The organism is Curtobacterium sp. NPDC089689, from assembly GCF_044749145.1.
Taxonomy (GTDB): domain Bacteria; phylum Actinomycetota; class Actinomycetes; order Actinomycetales; family Microbacteriaceae; genus Curtobacterium.
Genome location: NZ_JBIVHJ010000001.1, coordinates 608,706 through 631,099, shown reverse-complemented (window position 1 = coordinate 631,099; position 22,394 = coordinate 608,706). Strand labels below are relative to the sequence as shown.

The following is a 22,394-nucleotide window of genomic DNA, read 5'->3' as shown; positions in this document are numbered from 1 at the left end:
CCGCGCGCCCACGCCCGCGCGCACCGCCCGCGCCGAGCGTCAGCCTCGCGCGCCCACCGTCTCCCGCGACCCGCCGCCGTCCGGCACACCCGCGAGCATCCGGTCCGCCGTCCGCAGCGACAGCGCCATGATCGTCAGCGCCGGGTTCGCGATCACGGCACTCGGGAACACCGAGTTGTCGCAGACCCAGAGGTTCGGCACGTCCCACGACCGGCCGTCCCGGTCCACGACGGACGACGAGGCGTCGGTCCCCATCCGGGCCGTGCCGATGGTGTGCGCGGTCCGCTCGAGCACGCGGACGTCGCGTCCACCGGCGGCCTCGACGATCGCGGTCATGGTCTTCACGGCGTGCCGCTCGATCGCGTCCTCGTTCTCGCCGGGGCTGAACGTGACCCGTGCCCGAGGCACCCCGTGGGCGTCGAGCTCGTCGGTCAGCTCGAGGCGGTTCCCGTCGTACGGCAGGCACTCGGCGTTGATGCCGACCCCGGCCATCCGCGGGTAGTCCCGCATGGCGTCGACGAGCGCCTTCCCGCGCAGCCCGCCGCCCCGGACGAGCGTCGTCGCGAAGGTCAGCGGCTGCACGCCGAGGCTCTGGATGAGGTAGCCGCCCGCGAAGTCGGCGTCGGTCGGCCGCACGAAGTCCTCGGTGATGATCGACGACGGGTACCCGCGGTAGGACCGCATCGACTCGTCGAACGTCGCCCACACCTGCGTCGCCCCGTGTGCGGTGAAGTTCCGCCCGACCTGACCGCTGGAGTTCGCGAGCTCGGTGTGCAGCAGGAGTCGCGGCGTCTCGACCCCACCCGCTGCGAGGACGAGCGAGCGGCACCGCTGCCGGTGGTCCCGGCCGCCCTGGTGGTAGACGACCGCTTCGACACGGCCGAGTGCGTCGAGCTCGATGCCGTGCACGAACGCCTCCGGGCGGATCTCGGCACCGAACGCCACCGCTGCCGGCAGGTACGTGGTGTCCATCGACACCTTCGACCCGTTCCGGCAGCCCTGGTGACACGACCCGCACGAGACGCAGGCCTGACGGAGGCCGTGGTGTTCCTGGTGCCGGTCCTCGGTGGTGAGGCCGACGGGGGCGTCGGTCGCGGTGATGCCGAGCGCCGCGGTGCCGCGCATCATCATGTCCGAGGACGCGTTCCGCGCCGGCGGGCGCATGCGGTAGCGACGGGACGGGTCCCACGGGTAGTGCTCGGGTCCGGCGACGCCGACGTCGTGCTCGACCTGCTCGATGTACCCGGTCAGCTCGTCGTGGTCGATCGGCCAGTCCTCGCCCTTCCCGGTCTCGGTCCGGAGCTGCAGGTCGTGCCGGCTCGGCCTCGGCGTGAACGCGCCCCAGTGCAGCGTCGACCCGCCGACACCGGTGCCGCTGTTGTTCGGCCCGAACGCGGTCGGGGCGTCACCGCCGCTGATCCGCTCGTCCATCCAGTTGACGTCCGCGGGGGCCAGCACCTCGTCGGGGGTGTGGTCGCCCGGCTCGGTGTTCCGTCCGGCCTCGAGCGCGACGACCGAGAGCCCGCGTCGTGCGAGGGCCGCGGTGAGCGGTGCGCCGCCGGCCCCGGTCCCGACGACGACCACGTCGACGACATCGTCCTCGTCCCAGTGCCGCTGTCCGTCGAGTCTCATCGCGTCGCACCTGCTTCCGTCGTGTCCGTCCGGGGGATCGGAGACGGCGCCCCCGGTTCCCACGCCTCGCGCTGGCCGGCCCCGAGCAGCTGGAAGCCCTGCTTCCGCACCCCGTCGCCGCCGTTCGCGTAGCCGTCGTAGTCGATCGCCGCCATGGTCGCCGGGTGCGCGAGCCACTGCTTCGCCAGGTCGACCGCCACGTCCTCGGCCCAGGCGGACAGCTGCGCGACCGTCATCGGTCCGGCCGGCTCGTAGGAGCCGTCGTCGATCGCGGTGAGGACGGCAGCGAGCACGTCGCCGCCGACGGGCCCGTCGACCGGGCCACGCGAGACCGCCCCGCCGAGCTCGTCGAGCGCCGCCCGGTACGCCTCGACGTCCGTCGGCAAGCCGTCCGGCCGCCATCCGTCGCCGACGCCGTCCGCCAGCTGCGCGTCCACCCGGAGCGCGACGTCGACCGTCCGCTCGCCCGTCTGCGGCACCACCACCGCGGCGACGGCACGGAGGGTGTCGAGTTGCGCGCGGGACAGCGCCAGGGGGTCCGCGTCGGGGTCGTCCGCGAGCGACCGGACCGCCAACGCACCACGGGTGGTCGCGCTCACCCGCGGGGAGGCGATCACCCGGGCGTGCTCCTCCGGCACGACCGGACCGTTGGCGGCGTGCCGCTCCCAGAACGCGCGGATGCGGTCGGCGACGTCGTCGGGCTGCTCCCAGGGCAGCAGGTGCGCGGCACCCGGAACGACCGCGAAGGTCCCGTTCGACCAGTGCGGCAGCACGAGTTCCTGCTGCGCCGTCGGTCCGAGGTCGCCGTCCTCGGCGCCGGCGAGCACGAGCGCGGGTACCGGGTTCGTGGTGTCGTCGGACCAGTCCTCGCGACTGCCCCGTTCGAGCCAGGCGCGCCAGGCCTCGGGGTCCGCGCGCTCGACGTCGTGCACGGCAGACCGCAGCCGGTCGGACGGCAGCGTCGTCGCGGTGTTCGCGTCGACGAACTCGCCCGCGTGGTCGGTGGTGATGTGTCCGGCGGCCGCCCAGTCGAGCATGGCCGCTCGGCGGTCTTCGCCCATCGGCTCGGGGGAGCGCGGCGACGCGGCGAGCAGCACGACACCACGGAGGCCGAACAGTCCGTTCGCGCCCGACACCGTCCGGTCCGCGACGATCGCCGCGACCTTCCCGCCCATCGAGTGCCCGACGAGCGCCCACTCCGTCACGCCGCTGCGGCCGATGGCCCGCTCGACCCGCTCGATCATGTCCTCGACGGTCGTGCCGGAGGACGCCGGGCTCGACCCGAAGCCGGGCAGGTCGATGCCGACGAGGTCGATCGTGTCCTCCAGCCGGTCGTGCAGCAACGCGAACTCCTCGGAACTCGAGCCGAGGGCGTGGAGGCAGAACGCGGTGGCGGGCATGCGTTCGTTCCTACGCGCCGCGCCATGTGGACACCGACCAGCCCTGTACCCCGCCCCTCGAACCGGGTGACATGGGGTAGGACATGAGGAGTGTTCCGACTCGGGTGCTCCGTCTTGCACCGCCACGCCGGCGACGTCTTCGACCGCGCCCGCGTCCGCCGAGCGGCGGGGATCGCGGGAGCGGCGACCGTCGTCAGCGTGGTCGCGCTCTCCGCCCTGGAGGCACGGTTCGGCTGGGCCGGCACCGGTCTCGTCCGCAGCGTGGTCGCGATCGCATTCCTCGCGCTCGGGGTCGGGCTGCTGGTCTTCGGCTGCGTGCCGACCCGCCGCCCGCTCGACCCCGCCGCGACGATCAACGGCCGGCCGGTCCGCGTGGACCTGCGGTTCGCCGCCCGGCCGACGACGAAGCGGTACCTCCGTCGACGCGCCGTGCCCGTCGCGCCCGAGGACCGCGACGCCGTCCTCGCCGACACGATGCTGCTCCGCCGGGGACTCATCGCCCTGATCGGCCGTGCCGGCCCGCTCCTCGGCGGGGGTGTCGCCGCCGCGGTCGCCTGCGTCGTCGCGGGCTGGGCGCAGTGGTTCCCCCTGCTCTGGGTCGCGGGCTACGCGCTCTCGCTCCCCGGGTACCTCGCCGACCTCGGGCGGACCGAACGCGCTCGGCGCGCGGCACTCGACGCGCCGGAGCCCGCGACGACCGACTGACCGGTCACTCCCCGGGCAGCGCGAGCTTGCTGCCGCTCGGGCCTCCCGGACGACCGCGCTTCGGGGGCACCGGGGGCACCGGCGGGAGCGCGGATGCCTCGACGCGCAGCTGCTCCTGCCGCCCGAGCGTGCGGAACCCGATGACCCCGTACCCGCCGGCGATCAGGGGCCAGACCGGTGCGTACAGGAACACGGGGCCGTGCGCCGTCGACCCGGTGAGTCCGAGCACGAGCGCGCCGAGCAGCCCGAACACCCACGATCCGAGCAGGAAGGAGCTCTGCAGCGTCGTGCGGACGACCGGGTCGCGGTGCACCGCGATGCTCTGCAGCACGATGTCCCGGTGCTCCGGTGCGACCGCCGGAGGGTTGCGACCGTAGTAGCGAGCGACCGCCTCCTGCGTGCGCCAGCCGATCGCCGGCACCGGCGGGATCGCCCAGCCCTTCGGTCCGATGCGGCAGAACACCGTCGCGAACCCGCCGGCCGCGACCCCGAACAGCAGCGCCACGACCACGCCGACCACGGTGATCCCCTCGGTCAGCGCGGCGACGACGAGCAGCCCGACCGTCACCACCGGCGCGACGATCGACGCCACCAGCACGAGGCGCCGCCGATCACGGTCGGAGACGAGCTCGGGCAGCCGCGTGCGGAACACCTGCCAGCCCAGTCGGAACACCGCTCCTGCCTACACGCGCTACCGTCGTCCGGTGACCGCCGACACCGACCGCTGCCCCTGCCTGAGCGGCAACCCCTACGGCGAGTGCTGCGGCCCGCTGCACGCCGGCGCTCCCGCGCCCACCGCCGAACGGCTCATGCGCTCCCGGTTCACCGCCTTCGCGCTCGGGCTGCCGGAGTACCTGCTCGCGACCTGGCACCCGAGCACCCGGCCGGCGTCGCTCGACCTCGACGGCTCGCAGCGGTGGACCCGGCTCGACATCGTCGCCTCCCGCGCCGGCGGGCCGTTCGACACTGCGGGCACCGTCGCGTTCCGCGCGTACTGGCGCGCGGACGTCGAACGCGGCGTGCTCGAGGAGACGAGCGACTTCGTCCGCGAGGACGGTCGGTGGCTGTACGTCGACGGCGTGGTCAGCGCGGGCTGATCGACGGTTCCAGGCCGACCGCGGACCGCATCGCCCGACGCACCGCGGCCTCGTCGGGGAGCAGCTGGTCCTGGTCGCCGGTCAGGAAGAACCGGATCTGCCCGATCGCCTGCTCGGTCAGCATGTCGAGGCCGTTGAGCACCCGGCCGCCGGCGTCGGACCACCGGGTGGCGGCAGCGGTCGGCCATGGCTCGTACGCGACGTCGAAGAGCACCGCGTCCGGGTCCGACGGCGTCAGGTCGAGGCCGTCCGCGGCGCCACCGGGGAGCGTCGAGAGGACGAACCCGTGATGCGTCCCCGGGAGGTCCGTCAGCGGGTGCACCTCGAGCGACACACCGAGCCGGACGGCGAGGTCGACGAGCCGCCGCGACTTCGCCGGATCGCGCAGGAACACCCGCACGAGGACGGCGCCGAGCCGGACCGCCGCGGTGACGGCGCTCGCCGCGGTCGCGCCGCCGCCGAGGACGGTGGCCTCGCCCGGCAGGTGACCGAGCGCCTCGACCGGCCGGACCAGCCCCTCCACGTCGGTGTTCGCCCCCAGCCGCTCGACACGGGCACCGACCGTGCGGAAGCGGATCGTGTTGGCGACCCCGAGCTCGTCGACCAGGGGGGTCGTGTGGTCCAGGAGCGGCAGCACCTCGCGCTTGAGCGGCATGGTCAGGCTCAGCCCGCGCCACTCCGGACCCAGCCCCGCGACGAACGCACCGAGCCCGTCGGACGCCACCTCGTGCCTCCCGTACGTGAAGGGCACCCCGAGCACGTCGTAGGCCGCTGCGTGGAGGGTGGGCGAGAGGGAGTGTGCGATGGGGGAGCCGAGCACCGCGAGGTGGGAGCGGGCCGGATCGGAGTACTGCACCCCGTCAGCGTACCCAGGCTCCCTGCCCGGATGACTTAGGGTACCCTTACCTCTGTGACCCGCTCCTCTTCCCGACTCCGCCGCGCGCTCGCAGCCGCGGGCGCCGTCGTCGCAGCATCCCTCGTCCTGGCCGGCTGCGCGTCCGGCTCCGGCACCTCCACCGACGACGCGTCCTCCTCGGCGAAGGCCGACGGACAGTTCCCGGTGTCCATCACCACCGCGCTCGGCACGACCGAGATCAAGAGCGCGCCCGAGCGCGTCGTCGCCCTCGGCTGGGGTGACGCCGAGACGGCCCTCGAGCTCGGGGTGCAGCCCGTCGGCGCGAGCGACTGGCTCGGCTTCGGCGGCGACGGCGTCGGCCCGTGGCTGAAGGGCGCCTACATGAAGTCGCCGAAGATCATCCAGACGCTCGAGCCGAGCTACGAGGACATCATCAAGCTCAAGCCGGACGTCATCCTCGACGTCAAGAGCTCGGGCGACGCCGACCGCTACGCGAAGCTCTCCGCGATCGCGCCGACCGTCGCGGTGCCGAAGGGTGGTGCGAACTACCTCGCGACCACGGAGCAGCAGGTCGACATGATCGCGAAGGCGCTCGGCAAGGAGTCCGAGGGCAAGAAGCTGCTCTCCGGCCTCGACGACGCCTACGCCGCGGCCCGCAAGGCGCACCCGGAGTTCGAGGGGAAGACCGCCGTCGTCGGCTCGTACTCCTCCGAGGGCTTCGGTGCCTACGCCTCGTCGGACAGCCGGTCGCAGTTCATGGAGAACCTCGGCTTCACCATCCCGAAGGCCATCGACCAGCAGGCCGGCAAGCAGTTCGCGGTGAGCCTCTCCGACGAGAACCTCGACCTGCTCGACGCCGACCTGACGCTCATCCTGCCGATCTTCGTCGATGCGTCGGAAGCGACCTCGAACAAGCTGTTCCAGAAGGTGCCGTCGGTCGAGGCCGGTCACGACATCGTGTTCGACGACAAGGACGTGTCCTCCGCGTTCTCGCTCGGCACGACAGCCGCGATCGAGTGGGCGCTCGACAAGCTGCCGTCGCAGTTCGCGGAGAAGCTCGGCTGAGACCTGGCCGCACGCACGACGCCCCCGCCGGATCCCGGCGGGGGCGTCGTGCGTGCGGGTGGGGCGTCATCCTGTGCAGGAGCGTCGTCGCGGCGCCGTCCCTGCGGGGCGCGCCGTCCTGCAGGGGCGGTCAGGCGCCGAACGTCGACCCGAGCAGCGCGGACAGCAGCGCGAGGAACGGCAGCGTGCCCTGCGCCAACGCAGCGCGGAGGTACCGGCGACCGGACCCGAGCAGCACGACCGCGGCCCCGAGCATCGACGCGGTGGCGAAGACCGTGATCGGCCACCCGACCGCGCCGTTGCCCGCCGCGATCAGGATCACGCCGAGGATCGCGCCGATCGCGAGGAAGAGGTTGTAGAAGCCCTGGTTGAACGCCATCGACCGGGTCGCGAGCGCGTCGGACTCGGTCTCGACGCTGAAGATGCGTCGGACGCGCGGGCTCGTCCAGGCGATCGACTCGAGGAAGAAGATGTACACGTGCACGAGTCCGGCGAGGACCGCGCACACGCTCGAGATCACGAGGAGAGCCGTCATGGCTCCCATTCTGGCAGCCTCGTAACCGACGTGGGTGCCGCCAGCCGCGGCCAGTAGGCTCGGTGCATGAGCGACGACCAGACGCCCGCGCACGACCAGGCTGCGGTCGCCGAACTGCAGAGCATCCGGCAGAGCATCGACAACATCGACGCCGCCGTCATCCACATGCTCGCCGAACGCTTCAAGTACACGCAGCGCGTCGGCTACCTCAAGGCCGCCGCCGGCATGCCCGCGGCCGACCCCGCTCGCGAGCAGGTGCAGGTCTCACGCTTGCGCGACCTCGCCGCCGAGTCACACCTCGACCCGGCCTTCGCGGAGAAGTTCCTGAACTTCATCGTCGCCGAGGTCATCCACCACCACGAGCGCATCGCGGGCGGCGGCGAATGAGCGGCGACCTGCCCGACCTGCCCGACCTGCTCGTCGGCTCCTACACGGCGACCGGCGGTGGCACCGCGACCGGGATCTCCCTCGTCCACGACGGCGTCGCCCAGACCGTGGCCGTGATGGACGACCCGTCGTTCCTGGCCGTCTCCGGCGACCGGGTCTACGCCGTCTCCGAGACCGCCGACGGCAGCGTCTCGGCCTTCCGCCGGACCGCCGGTGGTCTGGAACACCTGTGGGACGCCACCGCCGGCGGCGACGCGCCCTGCCACGTCCGGGTGGACCCGTCGGGCGCCCTCGTCGTGGCGAACTACACCTCCGGCACCGTCACGGCCGTGTCCCTCGAGCGCGCCGAGTCGTACGCAGCCTCGGTGCTCGCCAGCGACGGCGTGGTGGGAGCACACGGCACGGCCGACCGCATCGTCGTGCCCGAGTCCGCCGTGGCCACCGCGGTGCTCCCGGACGTCACCGGCCCGGTCGAGGACCGACAGGAGGGACCGCACGCCCACCAGTCGACCGCGACGCCGGACGGCACGGTCCTCGTGGCCGACCTCGGTGGCGACGCGCTGCACGAGTTCCGCGTGACCGCCGGACCCGCCGTCGAGTCGGTTCGGGTGCACCACGTCGCGCCCGGCGTCGGCCCGCGGCACATGGCCTGGCACGACGGCGACCTCATCGTCGCGGGCGAGCTCGACGGTCGGGTGCACCGTCTCCGCCGTGACGACTCCGGTTCGTTCACGGTCGTGGCCTCCGCGCCGACGTTCGACGGTGCGGTCGGGGAGTCGCTGCTCAGTCACCTCGAGGTCGACGATGACGGGCGCGTGGTCGTCGCGGTCCGCGGGCGGGACGTGATCGTGGTGCTCGACGCCTCGGGCGGGGGACTCACCCTGATCGGCTCGGCCCCGGCAGGTGGCACGTGGCCGCGGCACTTCGCCCGCGTGCCGGGGTACCTGCTCGTCGCGAACCAGATGTCGGACGCGATCGCGGTGCTGCCCGTCGGCGCCGACGGGGTCCCGGGCGAGGCAGTGGCGCAGATCGCGGTGGGCACGCCGGCCTGCATCGTCCCGGTCTGATCGCTCGTGTCGGGTCGCGTGCGCTGCGCGGCCGGGAGGCGCGGGTCGTGTCGGCGGGGTCGGCCAGACTGAGCGCATGGATGCGTCCTACACGATCGTCGCCGGTCCGCCACCGCTCGCCGACTACCTGCGGCTGCGCCGCGACTCCGGGCTGACGCCCAGGACGCCCGAGCAGGGGGCCGGCGCCATCGCCGGGAGCTGGACGGCCTGTCACGTCGTCGGTCCCGCGGGGGAGGTCGTCGCGATGGGCCGGGCGATCGGCGACGGCGGCTGGTACTTCCACATCGCGGACATCGCGACCGACCCGGCGCACCAGCGGCACGGGATCGGCCGGGCGGTGGTGGAGTGGCTCGTCGACGACATCCGCTCACGCGCTCCCGAGGGCGCGTACGTCACCCTCGTCGGGGACCCGCCCGGGCAGCGGCTCTACCGGTCGCTCGGCTTCGAGGACGTCGCACCGAGCCTCGGGATGGCGCTGCCCGTCGACTGAGCGGCGCTGGCCGACGGCCGACCCCGTCAGCGTTCGATGACGTTCTCGAACGGACGGTGCTCCACGAGCGCGGCCACCTGACGGCGCACCAGCTCGATCGAGCGCGGGACGCTGAGGTCGGTGTTGCCGCCGACGTGCGGCGTGAGGACGGTGTTCGGCGTCGTCCAGAGCGGGTGCCCGGCCGGGAGCGGCTCGGGATCGGTGACGTCGAGCGCGGCCGAGAGCCGGCCGGAGCGCACCTCGGCGACCAGGGCGTCGGTGTCGACGACCCTGCCGCGTGCGACGTTCACCACGAGGGCCCCGTCCGGCAGCGCCGCGAGGAGGTCGGCGTCCACCAGCCCTTCCGTCTCGTCGGTCAGCGGGGTGATCAACACGAGCACGTCCGTCGACGCCGCGAGTTCCGGGAGCTCGTCGAAGCCGTGCACCTGCCGGCCGTCCTGCTCGCGCGCGGTCCGGGCCACGACGGTGACCTCCGTGCGGAAGGCCTCGAACCGTGTCGCGATGGCGGAACCGATCGCCCCGTAGCCGACGACCGTCACCCGTCGATCGGCGAGGGACCGCGTGGTGCGGGCGTCCCAGACGCCGTTCGCGCGGTCGGCCTGGAACGCCCCGAGCTCCCGGAGGCTCGTCAGCGCCAGGCCGACGGCGAGCTCGGCGGTCTCGTCATCGTGGATCCCACGCCCGTTCGCCAGCAGGGCGTGCTCGGGGACGTGCGGGACGGCGTGCTCGTAGCCGGCGCTCGGGAGCTGCAGCAGCCGGAGGTTCGGCAGGTCGTGCACGAACTGCCAGCGGTGCCGACCGCCGAAGTAGAACGGCAGCAGGGTGATCGCGACCTCGTCCGGGCGTTCGAACGGCTGCTCGACGTCCCACACGGCGAGCTCGACGCCGTCGGGCACCGGGCCGAAGCGGTCGACGAGCTCCTGGAACGGCAGGGTGACGACGGGCATCAGGCGATGCCCGTCGTCACGCCGGCCGACGCGGTCAGGAGTCGGCCCGCGGCGAGAACGACCCGTGGTCGTCGAGCGGACCCCGGCCGACGTAGCCCTCGGTGACGTCCTCGGTGATGACGTCACCGAACCGTGCCGGGAGCGTCGCGGCGTGCGTGCCGCGGAGCTCGTCGATCGTGGCCTCGAACGCGCCCTGGACCTCGAGCGAACCGCTCGTCGCGTCGGTCACGCCGATGCGGAGCACCGGGAACCCGCGACCCTCGCAGAGGCCCTGGAAGCGCACGTCGTCCTCGCGCCGGACGGTCACGATGACGCGGCCGGTCGACTCCGAGAACAGCGCGGTCGCCGTGTCGACGCCGTCACGGTCCTCGAGTTCGTCGAGGACGATCCGGGCGCCGATGCCGAAGCGCAGGACGGACTCGGCGAGGGACTGACCGAGGCCACCGTCCGCGAGGTCGTGCGCGCTCGTCAGGAGCTGCTCGCTCGCTGCCGCGTGCAGGAGGTCCGCCAGGGCCTTCTCCTGCTCCAGGTCGACCGCCGGCGGACGCCCGCCGAGGTGCCCGTGCACGGTGCCGGCCCACGCCGAGCCGTCGAGCTCGAGCGAGGTCGTGCCGAGCAGGTACACGTTGTGGCCGTCGTCCTGCCAGCCGGACGGCACGCGGAGGGCGACGTCGTCGATGATGCCGAGCACACCGACCACCGGCGTCGGGTGGATCGGGGTCGTGCCGGTCTGGTTGTAGAACGACACGTTGCCGCCGGTGACCGGGATGCCGAGCTCCATGCAGCCGTCCGCGAGGCCCTCGACGGCCTCGGAGAACTGCCACATGACCTCGGGGTTCTCCGGCGAGCCGAAGTTGAGGCAGTCGGTGACCGCGGCCGGGACCGCACCGGTGACGGCGACGTTCCGGTACGCCTCGGCCAGGGCCAGACGTGCGCCCTGCTTCGGGTCGAGTTGGCAGTACCGACCGTTGGCGTCGGTGGCGATCGAGACGCCGAGCCCGGTCTCCTCGTCGACGCGGATCATGCCGCCGTCGTCCGGGAAGGACAGCGCGGTGTTGCCGAGGACGTAGGTGTCGTACTGGTTCGTCACCCAGTTCTTCGACGCGAGGTTCGGCGAGCCGAGGAGCTGCAGGAACTGTGCCTTCAGCGCAGGACCGTCGGCCGGCCGGTCGAGCGAGGCAGCCGAGTCGGCCTGCAGCGCGTCGATCCAGGTCGGGTACGCGACCGGGCGGTCGTACACGGGGCCGTCGACCGCGACGGTGCGCGGGTCGACGTTGACGATCTCCTGGCCCTGCCAGTCGATGACGAGGCGGCCGGTGCCGGTGACCTCGCCGAGGACGCTCGTCTCGACCTCCCACTTGCGGACGACGGCGAGGAACTCGTCGAGCTTCTCGGGGCGGACGACCGCCATCATGCGCTCCTGGCTCTCCGACATGAGGATCTCCTCTGCCGTGAGCGTGGGGTCGCGCAGCAGGACGTCGTCGAGCGAGATGTGCATGCCACCGTCGCCGTTCGACGCGAGCTCACTGGTCGCGCACGAGATGCCCGCGGCGCCGAGGTCCTGGATGCCCTCGACGAGCTCCTCCTGGAAGAGCTCGAGGCAGCACTCGATGAGGACCTTCTCGGCGAACGGGTCGCCGACCTGCACGGCCGGACGCTTGGTCGGGCCGCCCTCGGTGAAGGTGTCGGACGCGAGGATCGAGGCGCCGCCGATGCCGTCGCCACCCGTGCGGGCACCGAAGAGCACGACCTTGTTGCCCGCGCCCGAGGCGTTCGCCAGGTGGAGGTCCTCGTGCCGCAGCACACCGACCGCGAGGGCGTTGACGAGCGGGTTGCCCTGGTACACCGGGTCGAAGTAGGTCTCGCCGCCGATGTTCGGCAGGCCGAGGCAGTTGCCGTAGAACGAGATGCCGCCGACGACGCCGTGCACGACGCGCTGCGTGTCCTCGTGCTCGATCGCACCGAAGCGGAGCTGGTCCATCACGGCGACCGGGCGGGCACCCATGGAGATGATGTCGCGGACGATGCCCCCCACGCCCGTCGCGGCACCCTGGTACGGCTCGACGTAGGACGGGTGGTTGTGGGACTCCACCTTGAAGGTGACGGCCCAGCCGTTGCCGATGTCGACCACGCCGGCGTTCTCACCCATGCCGACCATGAGGTTCTTCGTCATCTCCGGCGTGACCTTCTTGCCGAACTGCCGGAGGTAGTTCTTGCTCGACTTGTACGAGCAGTGCTCCGACCACATGACGGAGTACATGGCGAGCTCACCCGAGGTGGGGCGGCGGCCGAGGATCTCCTTGATGCGGGCGTACTCGTCGGCCTTGAGCCCGAGCGCCTCGTACGGCTGCTCCTTGTCGGGCGTCGCGGCGGCGTCCTGCACGGTGTCGGGCTTCGGGCGAACGGTATTCGTCACGGTGGTGTCGTTCCCTGTCACTGAGGTCGTGGGCGCTGGGGTCGTGGGCGCTGGAGTCGTGGCCGTCACTTGACGAGCGTCGACTCGATCACGGAGGTGAAGAAGGTGAGGCCGTCCGTGCCGGAGGCCATCGCCGCGGGGGTGTCCGGGCCGAAGCCGGGCTCCGTCGCGTGCTCGGGGTGCGGCATGAGGCCGACGACGTTGCCGCGCTCGTTCGAGACGCCCGCGATGTCGTCGATCGACCCGTTCGGGTTCACGCCCACGTAGCGGAACACGACCTGGCCGTTGTCCTCGATGCGCTTGATCTCGTCGGCGTCGGCAACGAAGCGTCCGTCGGCGTTCTTCAGCGGGATGGTGATCTCCTGCTGGGCGGTGAACCCGGAGGTCCACGCCGTGGCGCTGGTCTCGACGCGGAGCTTCTGGTCGCGCCGGATGAACTGCTGGTGCGCGTTGCGGGTGTGCGCTCCGGGCACCAGGCGGGCCTCGGCGAGCATCTGGAACCCGTTGCAGATGCCGAGCACGGGCATGCCCTTACCGGCCGCGTCGATGACCTCGGCCATGATCGGGGCCTTCGCGGCGATCGCTCCGGCACGGAGGTAGTCGCCGTAGGAGAACCCGCCGGGGAGCACGATCGCGTCGACACCCTGCAGGTCGTGGTCGCCGTGCCAGAGCGCGACGGGGTCGGCTCCCGCCAGGCGGACCGCGCGCTGGGCGTCGCGGTCGTCGAGCGAGCCCGGGAACGTGATGACGCCGATGCGCATCCGCGTCACGCGTCCTGCACGGTGACGGAGACGACGTCCTCGATCACGGCGTTCGAGAAGACGTCGGCCGCGATCTCGCGGACCTCGGCGAGCTTGGCGTCGTCGACGGGGCCGTCGACGGCCACCTCGAAGCGCTTGCCGATGCGGACGTTGGTCAGGTCGGCCTTGCCGAGACGGGCGAGCGCGTTGCCCACCGCCTTGCCCTGCGGGTCGAGGATCTCGGCCTTGGGCATGACCTCGACGACGATCGTTGGCACGTGTTCACTCCAGCACTTCGGGGATGGGTGGGACGAGAACAGTCTAGGCGGCGGGCGCGGCGCGCCCGACCGGTTGTGGAGAACTCGTCCAAGGCGTATATTCCAAGTCGAATAGTCGTTCTCGAACATCGGACTGGAGGCACGGATGGCGTCGCTCACGCCGCTCGCGTTCGCCGCGCTCGGGCTCCTCGCCGAGGCCCCGATGCACCCGTACGAGATGTTCCAGACGATGCTGCAGCGTCGCGAGGACCAGAACGTCAAGGTCCGGCCGAGCACGCTCTACCACCAGATCGGCCGCCTCGTGGAGCTCGGGTACGCCGAGGCACTCGGGACCGCGCGCGAGGGCAACCGTCCGGAACGGACGACCTACGCGATCACCGACCACGGCCGTGCTGCACTCGAGGACGGCCTCCGACGGATGATCGCCGAGCCGGCCGACGAGTACCCGGAGTTCCAGCTCGCGGTGTCCCACGTCGACAACCTGAGCGCCGAGGACGCGGCGACCGCCCTCCGCGCACGCGCCGAGGCACTCCGCGCGGAACGCGAGGGGTACGACGAGGCCGCCACGGGCCTCCAGGCCAAGCACCTGGCCGATCGCTTCTGGCTGGACGTGTCGTACGTCCGTGCCATGCTCACCGCGCAGATCGAGTGGCTCTCGGCGACCGCCGACCGCATCGAGCGCGGCGACCTCCCCTGGGACGGCCCGGCCGTCCCCACCACAGCAGACGACGAGACGAAGGAACACACTCGATGACCACCACCGGCGCGACGCCGACCACCCGGGACACGGGCACCGAGAAGAAGCCGTGGCCTGCCCTCTGGGCACTGGTCGTCGGCTTCTTCATGATCCTCGTCGACTCGACCATCGTGTCGGTCGCGACCCCGACCATCGCCGCGAAGCTCGACGCCGACATCAACTCGGTGATCTGGGTGACGAGCGCCTACCTGCTCGCGTACGCGGTGCCGCTGCTCATCACGGGGCGGCTCGGTGACCGCTTCGGCCCGAAGGTGCTGTACCAGACCGGCCTCGTGGTGTTCACGCTGTCGAGCCTGTGGTGCGGCCTCGCCGGGTCGATCGAGGTGCTCATCCTCGCCCGCGTCGTCCAGGGCCTCGGTGCCGCGATGATGACCCCGCAGACGATGGCGGTCATCACGCGCATCTTCCCGCCGCAGAACCGCGGCGCGGCGATGGGCCTCTGGGGTGCCGTCGCCGGTGTCGCCTCGCTCGTCGGCCCGATCGTCGGCGGTCTGCTCGTCGACGGCTTCGGCTGGGAGTGGATCTTCTTCGTGAACGTCCCCGTCGGCGTCGTCGCGTTCGTGCTCGCGCAGCGCTTCGTCCCGTCGTTCGAGCGGCACGGGCACCGGTTCGACTACCTCGGCATCGTCCTGAGCGCGGCCGGCATGTTCCTGCTCGTCTTCGGCATCCAGGAGGGCGAGACCTACGACTGGGGCACCATCACCGGTCCGATCTCGGTCTGGTCGCTGATCGTCGCCGGCGTCGTCGTCCTCGCCGCGTTCGTCGTGTGGCAGGGCGTGCAGAAGGGCGAGCCGCTGCTGCCGCTCGGGCTCTTCAAGGACCGCAACTTCACGCTCGCGAACATCGCCATCACCTCGGTGGGCGTCGCGATCTCGTCGTTCGCGCTGCCGATCATGCTGTGGGCCCAGGACGTGCTGACGTTCAGCCCGACCCAGGCGGCGCTCCTGCTCGTCCCGCAGGCCGTCCTCTCCGCGGGCCTCGCGCCGCTCGTCGGCAAGAACCTCAACCGGTGGAGCCTCCGCTGGGTCGCGGCGTTCGGCCTCGCGTGCTTCTCGGGCGCCCTGTTCTGGTTCGGCTCGCTGCTCGCATCGGGCGCGGCCTGGGGCTGGGTGCTCCTGCCCTCGACGCTGCTCGGCCTCGCGAACGCCTGCATGTGGGGTCCGCTGTCCGTCTCGGCGACGCGCAACCTCCCGCCGAAGCTCGCGGGCGCCGGGTCGGGCGTCTACAACACCACGCGCCAGATCGGTGCCGTCCTCGGTTCGGCCGGCATCGCCGCGCTGATCGAGGCCCGAATCACGGCGAACTTCCCGTCCGGCTCGGGCGGCTCGACGGGTGGCGGGGCAGAGCAGCAGGTCGGCACGCTGCCGGACTTCCTGCAGCAGCCGTTCGCGACGGCGATGGGGCAGTCGCTCGCCCTGCCGGCGCTGGTGCTGCTCGTCGGCATCGTCGCGGCACTGTTCCTCGCGAAGCCGAAGCAGACCGTGGCGTGGCACCAGACGGGCTCGGTCGCGACGCAGGACGCCGAGGCGACCGCCGCCGCGCCGTCGTCCGCGACCGCCGCTGCGGGTGCGGAGCGCCACGGTGTGCACGCGGCCGCTCCTGCCCCGGAGACCCCCGAGGCCGAGCTCGCTGCGACCGAGCACCACGGGCGGCACGCCGAGGCGTAGCCCGGTCCGGACCGAGCCCCCGCGAGCGACCGACCCCGACGGACGTCGCCGCTGTCGAGCGACAGCGGCGACGTCGTTCGTCGTTCGTGGTGGGGTCGCCGAGCGCGTCGGTGACCTCGGGCAGCCGTGGTCGTCGGTGGCCGTTCGCCGCGGTGCGGGAGCGACGAAGCACGCGTCGATCGACACGCGCGATGTCGATCAGGTCCCGCGACCGTGACCGCCGCCGTGCCCGCGGCCACGGCACCGGCCGCCGACTACCCGCGCCGCTCGAGGTGCGCCCGGGTGAGCGCCGCCATCTCCTCGTCGGTGAGGTCGTCGACGGCGCGGGCCTCGCGGCGGTCGGTCCGCTGCCACCGGACGAAGAGCGAGATGAGGACCGGGATGTCCGCGACCTCGGCGATGAACCACAGCAGGTCGCCGGCGAGGTGTTGGTCCTGCAACGGCGACGGGTACCAGGCCTTCCCGACGAGCACCGTGGTAGCACCGTCCAGCACGTGGTCCGTGATCCGCAGGACGATGCCCGGGATCGCGTCGAGCATGAGCTCCACGAACGCCAGCAGGAACTCCACGGTCACGAATGTCGACGACCGCAGGATCCCGGGCTCGGACAGTGGGGCGAGCAGTCCGAACCCGAGCACCGGTACGAGCACCGTGATCGCCACCGCCCACACCGGCGACGTCCGGATCGCGGCCGACAGTGGGGTCAGGAGCACGCAGAACATCGCGAGGGCGACCAGTGGCGACACGATCGCGTTGCCGAGGACGCGGACCGGACGTGACCGGAGGGCGGCCGTGGCTGCCTGCGCGAGGCGATCCGGGCCTCCCGTCCGGAGCAACGAGACGGGCGCGGCCAACGCGGCGAAGGTGGGGACCGCGAAGAAGAGCACCGCCAGCCGGAGCACGAAGGCCCACCGGAGCTGCTCGGCGTAGGCGCCGACGATGCCGAACTGGGCGACCCCGAACAGTGCGAGTGCGACGACGAACGCGAGGGTCCGCCACCACGGCCACCGGGCTCCGCGCCGGACGGCGCCGATCAGGCGCCAGCCGTAGGCGACCGCGGCGACGCAGATCATCGCGGCTGCGAGCGGATCGAACCGCCACGTGGACCAGAACTCGGGTGTCGACGGCGTGGGGTGCCTCCTGCGGATCGTGCTGCCCCGGTCATCCTCCGCCCGGCGTGCGCGCCCGAGGCCCCTCCGGGGCTCCCCGGGGGTGAGAACCGGTTCAGATCCGGGTGACGCCCGCCGCCGGGGTGGTCCGCGTCAGCAGCCAGACCCCGAGCGGTACGAGGAGTGCACCCGCCAGGGCGACCGGGAACGAGAGGTGCAGCTGCATGACCGCGAAGGCCGGCCCGACCGTGCAGAGCCCCGCGACGACGAGGACCGGCCAAGCCGGACGGTCGGCACCGGGCACGAGGCGGGGGAGTGGGCGGTCGAACCGCCGGAGGGCCCGGGCGACGGCGATCGCGATCCCGAGCAGCACGACGAGCGCGACGGGGCGGGTCGCCCACCAGACGGTGCCGCCCGGCTCGGGGAAGGGCAGACCGACGAGGAGCGCCACGCCGTTGAGCGCGATGAACAGCGGCAGGTGCCAGAGGTAGATCGCCATGCCGTCCCGCCCGATGAGGAACACCGAGGCCTGCGCCGCACGCGTCCGCATCAGGCGTGTGAGCGGCCCGTGGACGAGGTGCACGAGGCACGCCTGGGCGACCGCGAGGAACGCGAGCGGCAGCATCGGCGGGTTGAGGTCCTGCAGCATGTCCGGTGCCCAGAGCCCCACCGAGGTCATCGGCACGAGGGCCAGGTACGCGGCGGCCGCGACGACGACGAGCAGCACGCGAGACCTCCGGGCGAACCAACCGTCCGCCCAGAGGAACCCGAGCTGCTGCGCGAACAACCACACCGGGCCGAGGTTGAGCAGGCCGACCTCCGCGACGCCGGTCGCGAGACGGACGGCGTCGACCGCTGCCGCGAGCACGAGGAGAGCGGCGAGGGTCCGCCACGGAGCACGTTCGTGCAGTCGGACCATGAACGGCACGCAGCACTGCGTGATGCCGTAGGCGGCGAGGAACCAGAGCGGGGAGCCGATGCCGAACGCGACCTCGGCCAGGAGGTCGGCGGGCGTCCCGGCGACGGTGGCGGCGCCGAGTCCTGAGGCGAGCACGACGAAGAGCGGCACCGCGGGTCGGAAGAGCCGGACGAGCCGGGTGGCCCACCAGTCCCGGGCTCCGCCCCCGCGGGTCACGGTGCTGCGCCAGCCGACGATGCTCGCGAAGCCTCCGACCACGAAGAACAGCGGCATGACCTGACCGATCCAGGTCGCGGCGACGTACCAGTCGAGCTCCTGGAGCGGGCTCGTGACCGCGATTCCGCCGTCCGACGTGCCGACCCCGACCATCGCGACGTGCACGAAGACGACGAGGACGACGCACGCGGTCCTGATGAGGTCGACGACCAGGTCCCGCTGCGCGATGATCCCCCGGACGTCCTGTGCGGTGTGTGCCCGTTCCGGCACGCTCTGCTGCGACGACATGCTCGGACGCTACCGCCGCCGACGGCCTCCACAGCTCCGGCCCAGCTGATCGCCGCCGTTTCGTGACCCGTTGCATGCCGCCATCGGCATGCAACGGGTCACGGCTCCCGACGGTCCGTGGTCGGCAGCTCGTCGCCCGGGGCCTACGCCCGGCGCAGTACCCGGGCGCCGAGCCCGGCGAGGACCGCACCGAGGACGGGGAACACCAGGAACGCCCACCACTGCACGAGCCACTCCGGACCCGCGAACACCGCGGTCGAACGAGCGTGCCGGGTTGAGCGAGGCGTTCGACACCGGGATGAGCGTGAGGAGCAGCACCGTGAGCGTTGCCCCGATGACCAGGGGTGCGGGCACCGCGCTGCCCGCGCTCCCGGTCACCCGCAGGATGACGGTGACGAACAGGGCCGTCGCCAGGGTCTCCGCGACGGCGATGCCGAGCAGCGAGGACCCTGCGGGGCCCTGCGACCCGAAGCCGTTCGAGGCGAAGCCCCCGTCGAGCGTCGCGGCGAGGAAGCCCCCGCTGCTCTGACCCGCGATCAGCGGCAGCGCGCCGGCTCCGATCGTCCCGCCGACGACCTGGGCGATCGCGTACGGCACGACCTCGCTCCAGCGGTGTCGCCCCGCGACCGCGAGGCCGACGGTGACCGCGGGGTTGAAGTGGCCGCCGCTGATCGGGCCGAAGGCGCTCGCCCCGATCATCACGGTGAGCCCGAGCGTCGAGGCGACGCCGAGCAGGCCGACGCCGAGGGTGTTGTGCGCGTCGGGGAAGACGGCCGTGAAGTTCGCCGCGCCGATGAGCGCGAGGACGAGGAGGAACGTGCCCGCGGCCTCCGCGGCGAGGCGCACGAGGAGACGGGGTGGGGCTGATGCGACCCGAGTGGCTGGTGTTGCTTCTGTCATGATCGACCGTTCGATCCCTGGCCGCCGGCGGACTGGTGCTACGCTGGACGAGTTGTCTTGACTGCTGCAAGAGAAGGAGTGCGTGTGGAGGATGCAGAGCTGCTGCGCTCCGCGGGCCTGCGCGTCACCACTCCGCGACTCGCGGTGTTGCGCGCGACAGAGCGGATGCCGCACGCCACCGCGGACGCCATCGTCTCCGCGCTCTCGGCCGAGCTCCCGACGACGAGTCACCAGGCGGTGTACGGCGTGCTCGCCGCACTGACCGGGGTCGGGCTCGTCCGCCGCATCGAGCCCGCCGGCAGTCCCGCTCGCTACGAACGGCGGACCGGCGACAACCACCACCACATCGTCTGCACCGTGTGCGGCGCCATCGAGGACGTCGACTGCGCCGTCGGGCACGCACCGTGCTTGACGCCGTCGGAGACGCACGGCTTCGCGGTCACCACGGCCGAGGTCACCTACTGGGGGATCTGCGAGCGCTGCGCTGCGGCCGAGCGGGACGACGCCCCGGCCGAGGGTGGCCAGGCCGAGGGCGCACCGGCCGACGACGCCCCGGCCTCCGTCGACGCAGGCACCGCGACCAACCGGCCCTGACAGGCGATCCCACCTCCCGGCTCCGAACCGGGACCACGAGCAACCCGAGCACCCTGACCGAACCAACGTTCCGAGGAGGAACCGTGTCCGACCAGAACACGACGACCGGCCAGCCGGCCGGCACCCCCACCACCACGACCAACAGCGGAGCTCCGGTCTCCAGCGACCAGCACTCGATGGGTGTCGGCGCCGACGGCCCCCTCGCGCTGCACGACCACTACCTCGTCGAGAAGCTCGCCCAGTTCAACCGCGAGCGCGTCCCGGAGCGTGTCGTCCACGCCAAGGGCGGCGGCGCGTTCGGGACGTTCACCGTCACGCACGACGTGTCGCAGTACACCCGCGCCGCGTTCCTCCAGCCGGGCGGGCAGACCGAGACGCTCGTGCGCTTCTCGAGCGTCGCCGGCGAGCAGGGCTCCCCGGACACCTGGCGCGACCCCCGCGGCTTCGCGCTGAAGTTCTACACCGAAGAGGGCAACTACGACCTCGTCGGCAACAACACGCCCGTGTTCTTCATCCGCGACGGCATCAAGTTCCCGGACTTCATCCGCTCGCAGAAGCGCCTGCCGGGTTCGCACCTCCGCGACCACGACATGCAGTGGGACTTCTGGACGCTGTCGCCCGAGTCGGCGCACCAGGTGACGTGGCTGATGGGCGACCGCGGCCTCCCCGCCTCGTGGCGTGAGATGGACGGTTTCGGCTCGCACACGTACCAGTGGATCAACGCCGACGGCGAGCGCTTCTGGGTGAAGTACCACTTCATCACGCAGCAGGGCCACAAGACCCTCACGCAGGAGGACGCCGACCGCATCGCCGGTGAGGACGCCGACTTCCACATCCGCGACCTCCACGCCGCGATCGAGCGCGAGGACTTCCCGAAGTGGACCCTCAAGGTGCAGGTCATGCCGTACGCGGACGCCGAGTCCTACCGCTTCAACCCGTTCGACCTGACGAAGGTGTGGCCGCACGCGGACTACCCGCTCATCGAGGTCGGCGAGCTCGAGCTCAACCGCAACCCGGAGAACTACTTCGCGCAGATCGAGCAGGCGACCTTCGCCCCGTCGAACTTCGTGCCCGGCATCGCGGCGAGCCCGGACAAGATGCTCCTCGCGCGCATCTTCAGCTACGCGGACGCGCACCGCTACCGCGTCGGCACCAACCACGCGCAGCTGCCGGTGAACGCCCCGAAGAACGAGGTGCACTCGTACTCGAAGGACGGCGCCATGCGCTTCGACTTCCAGAAGTCGGAGGTGCCGGTGTACGCGCCGAACACGCTCGGTGGCGCCCACGCCGACCCCGCCGCCACCGACGACGTTCCGGGTTGGGAGTCGGACGGTGCGCTCCAGCGCTCCGCGGCGACCCTGCACCCGGAGGACGACGACTTCGGACAGGCCGGCACCCTCTACCGCGAGGTGCTCGACGACGCCGCGCGTGAGCGCCTCGTCGGGAACATCGCCGGTCACGTCTCGAAGGTGACCCGTGACGACCTGCGCGAGCGCGTGTTCGCCTACTGGACGAACGTCGACGCCGACCTCGGGTCGCGCGTGCGCGCCGCCGTCGCGCCGAGCGCTCCGGGATCGAACGAGGACCCGGAGAAGGTCGCGGTCGAGGCGTAGCCCAGTCAGTGCAGGGGCGGAGGCCCGCCCCACCACCTGACGGACGGGAGGCACGGTGCCAGCTGGCACCGTGCCTCCCGTCCGTCGTCTGCCGGGCTGGCCATCACCTCTAGACCTGCTGGGCGTTCAGGTGGACCGGTCCGGCGGGCCAGTCCTCGAGGGGTGCGGCCACGGGGAGGACCATCCAGCCGCCCTGTTCGGTCATCGGCATCCCCGCGCCCTCCGCGGTGAACGCGGTGTAGTCGGTCACGACGTCGTCGAAGACCTGCCAGCCGACCTTCGCGTAGAACGGGACGCGGTCCTCGCCGGTGCCGAGGAAGCCGAACGGGACCGCGAGTCCCTCGAGGACACCTCGCGCGCGTTCCATGAGGTCGCGGCCCATCCCGGTGCCCTGGAGGCGCGGGCTCACCGCGACGAGACCGGTGTCGCCGACGAGGACGTCGCGGCCGCCGACGGTGACGAACATCCGTCGGATCCCGACGTGCGCGAGGACCACTCCGTCGTCGTCCCGGGCGACCACCCGGCGTTCGGGCTGCATGCCGCTCCAACTGCGGCTGCCCACGAACCAGTGCGACCAGTCCGGGAACGCCTGCGCCAGCAGTGCCGTGATCGCCTCGTGGTCGGCGAGCGTCAGTGCGCTCTCCTCGACCACCTCCCACCGGGTGTCGTCAGTCACGGGGCCAGTCTGCCGGACGGGTATTGGCGAGGTTGCGCCC

23 protein-coding genes are annotated in these 22,394 nt (G+C 72.2%); 10 read left to right on the top strand and 13 right to left on the bottom strand.

Going from position 1 to position 22,394, the window contains the following annotated elements; genetic code table 11:
* Nucleotides 1-39: 39 nt before the first annotated feature.
* Complete coding sequence (locus tag ACIPYW_RS03015; RefSeq protein ID WP_400410608.1) at nt 40-1,632, bottom strand: GMC family oxidoreductase; 1,593 nt, start codon at nt 1,630-1,632, stop codon at nt 40-42.
* Nucleotides 1,629-3,032: an alpha/beta fold hydrolase gene (locus tag ACIPYW_RS03010; RefSeq protein WP_400410607.1), complete on the bottom strand. Its 1,404-nt coding sequence runs from the start codon at nt 3,030-3,032 to the stop codon at nt 1,629-1,631. The genes ACIPYW_RS03015 and ACIPYW_RS03010 overlap by 4 nt, the downstream gene beginning before the upstream one ends.
* Before the next feature lie 114 nt (nt 3,033-3,146).
* Here ACIPYW_RS03010 and ACIPYW_RS03005 point away from each other — a divergent pair, with 114 nt between their 5' ends.
* Entirely contained in the window at nt 3,147-3,737 is a 591-nt protein-coding gene (locus ACIPYW_RS03005; protein WP_400410605.1) for a hypothetical protein, read from the top strand.
* Nucleotides 3,738-3,741: 4 nt separating this feature from the next.
* Here the strand turns inward: ACIPYW_RS03005 and ACIPYW_RS03000 are convergent, their stop codons facing one another.
* Nucleotides 3,742-4,410 (bottom strand): hypothetical protein, encoded by a 669-nt coding sequence (locus ACIPYW_RS03000; protein WP_400410603.1) that lies wholly within the window; start codon nt 4,408-4,410, stop codon nt 3,742-3,744.
* A gap of 31 nt (nt 4,411-4,441) precedes the next feature.
* Between ACIPYW_RS03000 and ACIPYW_RS02995 the strand changes: the two genes are divergently transcribed.
* The gene (locus tag ACIPYW_RS02995; protein ID WP_400410601.1) at nt 4,442-4,834 is read left to right on the top strand and encodes a YchJ family protein; all 393 of its coding nucleotides are present in this window, start codon (nt 4,442-4,444) and stop codon (nt 4,832-4,834) included.
* Here the strand turns inward: ACIPYW_RS02995 and ACIPYW_RS02990 are convergent.
* Nucleotides 4,821-5,690: a shikimate dehydrogenase family protein gene (locus ACIPYW_RS02990; protein WP_400410599.1), complete on the bottom strand. Its 870-nt coding sequence runs from the start codon at nt 5,688-5,690 to the stop codon at nt 4,821-4,823. The genes ACIPYW_RS02995 and ACIPYW_RS02990 overlap by 14 nt on opposite strands.
* A 54-nt stretch (nt 5,691-5,744) precedes the next feature.
* Between ACIPYW_RS02990 and ACIPYW_RS02985 the strand changes: the two genes are divergently transcribed.
* The gene (locus tag ACIPYW_RS02985) at nt 5,745-6,755 is read left to right on the top strand and encodes an iron-siderophore ABC transporter substrate-binding protein (RefSeq protein WP_400410597.1); all 1,011 of its coding nucleotides are present in this window, start codon (nt 5,745-5,747) and stop codon (nt 6,753-6,755) included.
* A gap of 130 nt (nt 6,756-6,885) precedes the next feature.
* On the opposite strand, the gene ACIPYW_RS02980 is transcribed toward ACIPYW_RS02985, so the two are convergent.
* Nucleotides 6,886-7,290 carry a DUF1304 domain-containing protein gene (locus tag ACIPYW_RS02980; protein ID WP_400410595.1) on the bottom strand — a complete coding sequence of 135 codons (405 nt, stop codon included), beginning with the start codon at nt 7,288-7,290 and terminating at the stop codon, nt 6,886-6,888.
* A 66-nt stretch (nt 7,291-7,356) separates the two neighbouring features.
* On the opposite strand from ACIPYW_RS02980, the gene ACIPYW_RS02975 reads away from it, so the two are divergent.
* The 3 genes from ACIPYW_RS02975 (at nt 7,357) to ACIPYW_RS02965 (ending at nt 9,234) form a co-directional block, all read left to right on the top strand.
* On the top strand, nt 7,357-7,677 hold the full coding sequence (locus tag ACIPYW_RS02975; protein ID WP_290132839.1) for a chorismate mutase: 321 nt from the start codon (nt 7,357-7,359) through the stop codon (nt 7,675-7,677).
* Nucleotides 7,674-8,744, top strand: coding sequence for a lactonase family protein (locus tag ACIPYW_RS02970; protein WP_400410593.1), 1,071 nt, complete (start codon nt 7,674-7,676; stop codon nt 8,742-8,744). Before ACIPYW_RS02975 ends, ACIPYW_RS02970 begins: the two co-directional genes overlap by 4 nt.
* A gap of 76 nt (nt 8,745-8,820) precedes the next feature.
* On the top strand, nt 8,821-9,234 hold the full coding sequence (locus tag ACIPYW_RS02965) for a GNAT family N-acetyltransferase (protein WP_400410591.1): 414 nt from the start codon (nt 8,821-8,823) through the stop codon (nt 9,232-9,234).
* 26 nt (nt 9,235-9,260) lie between these two features.
* Here ACIPYW_RS02965 and ACIPYW_RS02960 read toward each other — a convergent pair whose 3' ends face one another.
* The 4 genes from ACIPYW_RS02960 to purS form a co-directional block, all read right to left on the bottom strand.
* Nucleotides 9,261-10,181 carry a 2-hydroxyacid dehydrogenase gene (locus ACIPYW_RS02960; RefSeq protein ID WP_400410590.1) on the bottom strand — a complete coding sequence of 307 codons (921 nt, stop codon included), beginning with the start codon at nt 10,179-10,181 and terminating at the stop codon, nt 9,261-9,263.
* A 34-nt stretch (nt 10,182-10,215) separates the two neighbouring features.
* Complete coding sequence (gene purL / locus ACIPYW_RS02955) at nt 10,216-12,597, bottom strand: phosphoribosylformylglycinamidine synthase subunit PurL (protein ID WP_400410588.1); 2,382 nt, start codon at nt 12,595-12,597, stop codon at nt 10,216-10,218.
* Nucleotides 12,598-12,662: 65 nt separating this feature from the next.
* Nucleotides 12,663-13,358 (bottom strand): phosphoribosylformylglycinamidine synthase subunit PurQ, encoded by a 696-nt coding sequence (purQ, locus tag ACIPYW_RS02950; RefSeq protein ID WP_070419245.1) that lies wholly within the window; start codon nt 13,356-13,358, stop codon nt 12,663-12,665.
* A gap of 5 nt (nt 13,359-13,363) precedes the next feature.
* On the bottom strand, nt 13,364-13,615 hold the full coding sequence (gene purS, locus ACIPYW_RS02945) for a phosphoribosylformylglycinamidine synthase subunit PurS (RefSeq protein WP_290132834.1): 252 nt from the start codon (nt 13,613-13,615) through the stop codon (nt 13,364-13,366).
* A gap of 145 nt (nt 13,616-13,760) precedes the next feature.
* Between purS and ACIPYW_RS02940 the strand changes: the two genes are divergently transcribed.
* Together ACIPYW_RS02940 and ACIPYW_RS02935 are read left to right on the top strand one after the other, a co-directional pair.
* On the top strand, nt 13,761-14,369 hold the full coding sequence (locus ACIPYW_RS02940; RefSeq protein WP_400410586.1) for a PadR family transcriptional regulator: 609 nt from the start codon (nt 13,761-13,763) through the stop codon (nt 14,367-14,369).
* On the top strand, nt 14,366-16,039 hold the full coding sequence (locus ACIPYW_RS02935) for a DHA2 family efflux MFS transporter permease subunit (protein ID WP_400410584.1): 1,674 nt from the start codon (nt 14,366-14,368) through the stop codon (nt 16,037-16,039). The genes ACIPYW_RS02940 and ACIPYW_RS02935 overlap by 4 nt, the downstream gene beginning before the upstream one ends.
* Before the next feature lie 254 nt (nt 16,040-16,293).
* Here the strand turns inward: ACIPYW_RS02935 and ACIPYW_RS02930 are convergent, their stop codons facing one another.
* The 3 genes from ACIPYW_RS02930 to ACIPYW_RS02920 form a co-directional block, all read right to left on the bottom strand.
* A complete protein-coding gene (locus ACIPYW_RS02930) occupies nt 16,294-17,112 on the bottom strand; it encodes a cytochrome c oxidase assembly protein (protein ID WP_400410582.1) in 819 nt (272 codons plus the stop codon).
* A 151-nt stretch (nt 17,113-17,263) separates the two neighbouring features.
* Complete coding sequence (locus ACIPYW_RS02925) at nt 17,264-18,571, bottom strand: acyltransferase (protein ID WP_400410580.1); 1,308 nt, start codon at nt 18,569-18,571, stop codon at nt 17,264-17,266.
* Between the two features lie 9 nt (nt 18,572-18,580).
* Complete coding sequence (locus tag ACIPYW_RS02920) at nt 18,581-19,417, bottom strand: aquaporin (RefSeq protein ID WP_400410578.1); 837 nt, start codon at nt 19,415-19,417, stop codon at nt 18,581-18,583.
* A 138-nt stretch (nt 19,418-19,555) separates the two neighbouring features.
* On the opposite strand from ACIPYW_RS02920, the gene ACIPYW_RS02915 reads away from it, so the two are divergent.
* Nucleotides 19,556-20,065 carry a Fur family transcriptional regulator gene (locus ACIPYW_RS02915; protein WP_400410576.1) on the top strand — a complete coding sequence of 170 codons (510 nt, stop codon included), beginning with the start codon at nt 19,556-19,558 and terminating at the stop codon, nt 20,063-20,065.
* Nucleotides 20,066-20,148: 83 nt separating this feature from the next.
* A complete protein-coding gene (locus ACIPYW_RS02910; protein WP_400410575.1) occupies nt 20,149-21,678 on the top strand; it encodes a catalase in 1,530 nt (509 codons plus the stop codon).
* Nucleotides 21,679-21,787: 109 nt separating this feature from the next.
* On the opposite strand, the gene ACIPYW_RS02905 is transcribed toward ACIPYW_RS02910, so the two are convergent.
* A complete protein-coding gene (locus tag ACIPYW_RS02905; RefSeq protein ID WP_400410573.1) occupies nt 21,788-22,354 on the bottom strand; it encodes a GNAT family N-acetyltransferase in 567 nt (188 codons plus the stop codon).
* Nucleotides 22,355-22,394 lie beyond the last annotated feature (40 nt).

Coding starts and splice junctions, on each gene's coding strand:
- ACIPYW_RS02930 (WP_400410582.1), bottom strand. CDS start 17,112: ATGATCTGCGTCGCCGCGGTCGCCTACGGCTGGCGCCTGATCGGCGCC.
- ACIPYW_RS02935 (WP_400410584.1), top strand. CDS start 14,366: ATGACCACCACCGGCGCGACGCCGACCACCCGGGACACGGGCACCGAG.
- ACIPYW_RS03015 (WP_400410608.1), bottom strand. CDS start 1,632: ATGAGACTCGACGGACAGCGGCACTGGGACGAGGACGATGTCGTCGAC.
- ACIPYW_RS02960 (WP_400410590.1), bottom strand. CDS start 10,181: ATGCCCGTCGTCACCCTGCCGTTCCAGGAGCTCGTCGACCGCTTCGGC.
- ACIPYW_RS02940 (WP_400410586.1), top strand. CDS start 13,761: ATGGCGTCGCTCACGCCGCTCGCGTTCGCCGCGCTCGGGCTCCTCGCC.
- purQ (WP_070419245.1), bottom strand. CDS start 13,358: ATGCGCATCGGCGTCATCACGTTCCCGGGCTCGCTCGACGACCGCGAC.
- ACIPYW_RS02970 (WP_400410593.1), top strand. CDS start 7,674: ATGAGCGGCGACCTGCCCGACCTGCCCGACCTGCTCGTCGGCTCCTAC.
- ACIPYW_RS02980 (WP_400410595.1), bottom strand. CDS start 7,290: ATGACGGCTCTCCTCGTGATCTCGAGCGTGTGCGCGGTCCTCGCCGGA.
- ACIPYW_RS03010 (WP_400410607.1), bottom strand. CDS start 3,032: ATGCCCGCCACCGCGTTCTGCCTCCACGCCCTCGGCTCGAGTTCCGAG.
- ACIPYW_RS02965 (WP_400410591.1), top strand. CDS start 8,821: ATGGATGCGTCCTACACGATCGTCGCCGGTCCGCCACCGCTCGCCGAC.
- ACIPYW_RS02975 (WP_290132839.1), top strand. CDS start 7,357: ATGAGCGACGACCAGACGCCCGCGCACGACCAGGCTGCGGTCGCCGAA.
- ACIPYW_RS02925 (WP_400410580.1), bottom strand. CDS start 18,571: ATGTCGTCGCAGCAGAGCGTGCCGGAACGGGCACACACCGCACAGGAC.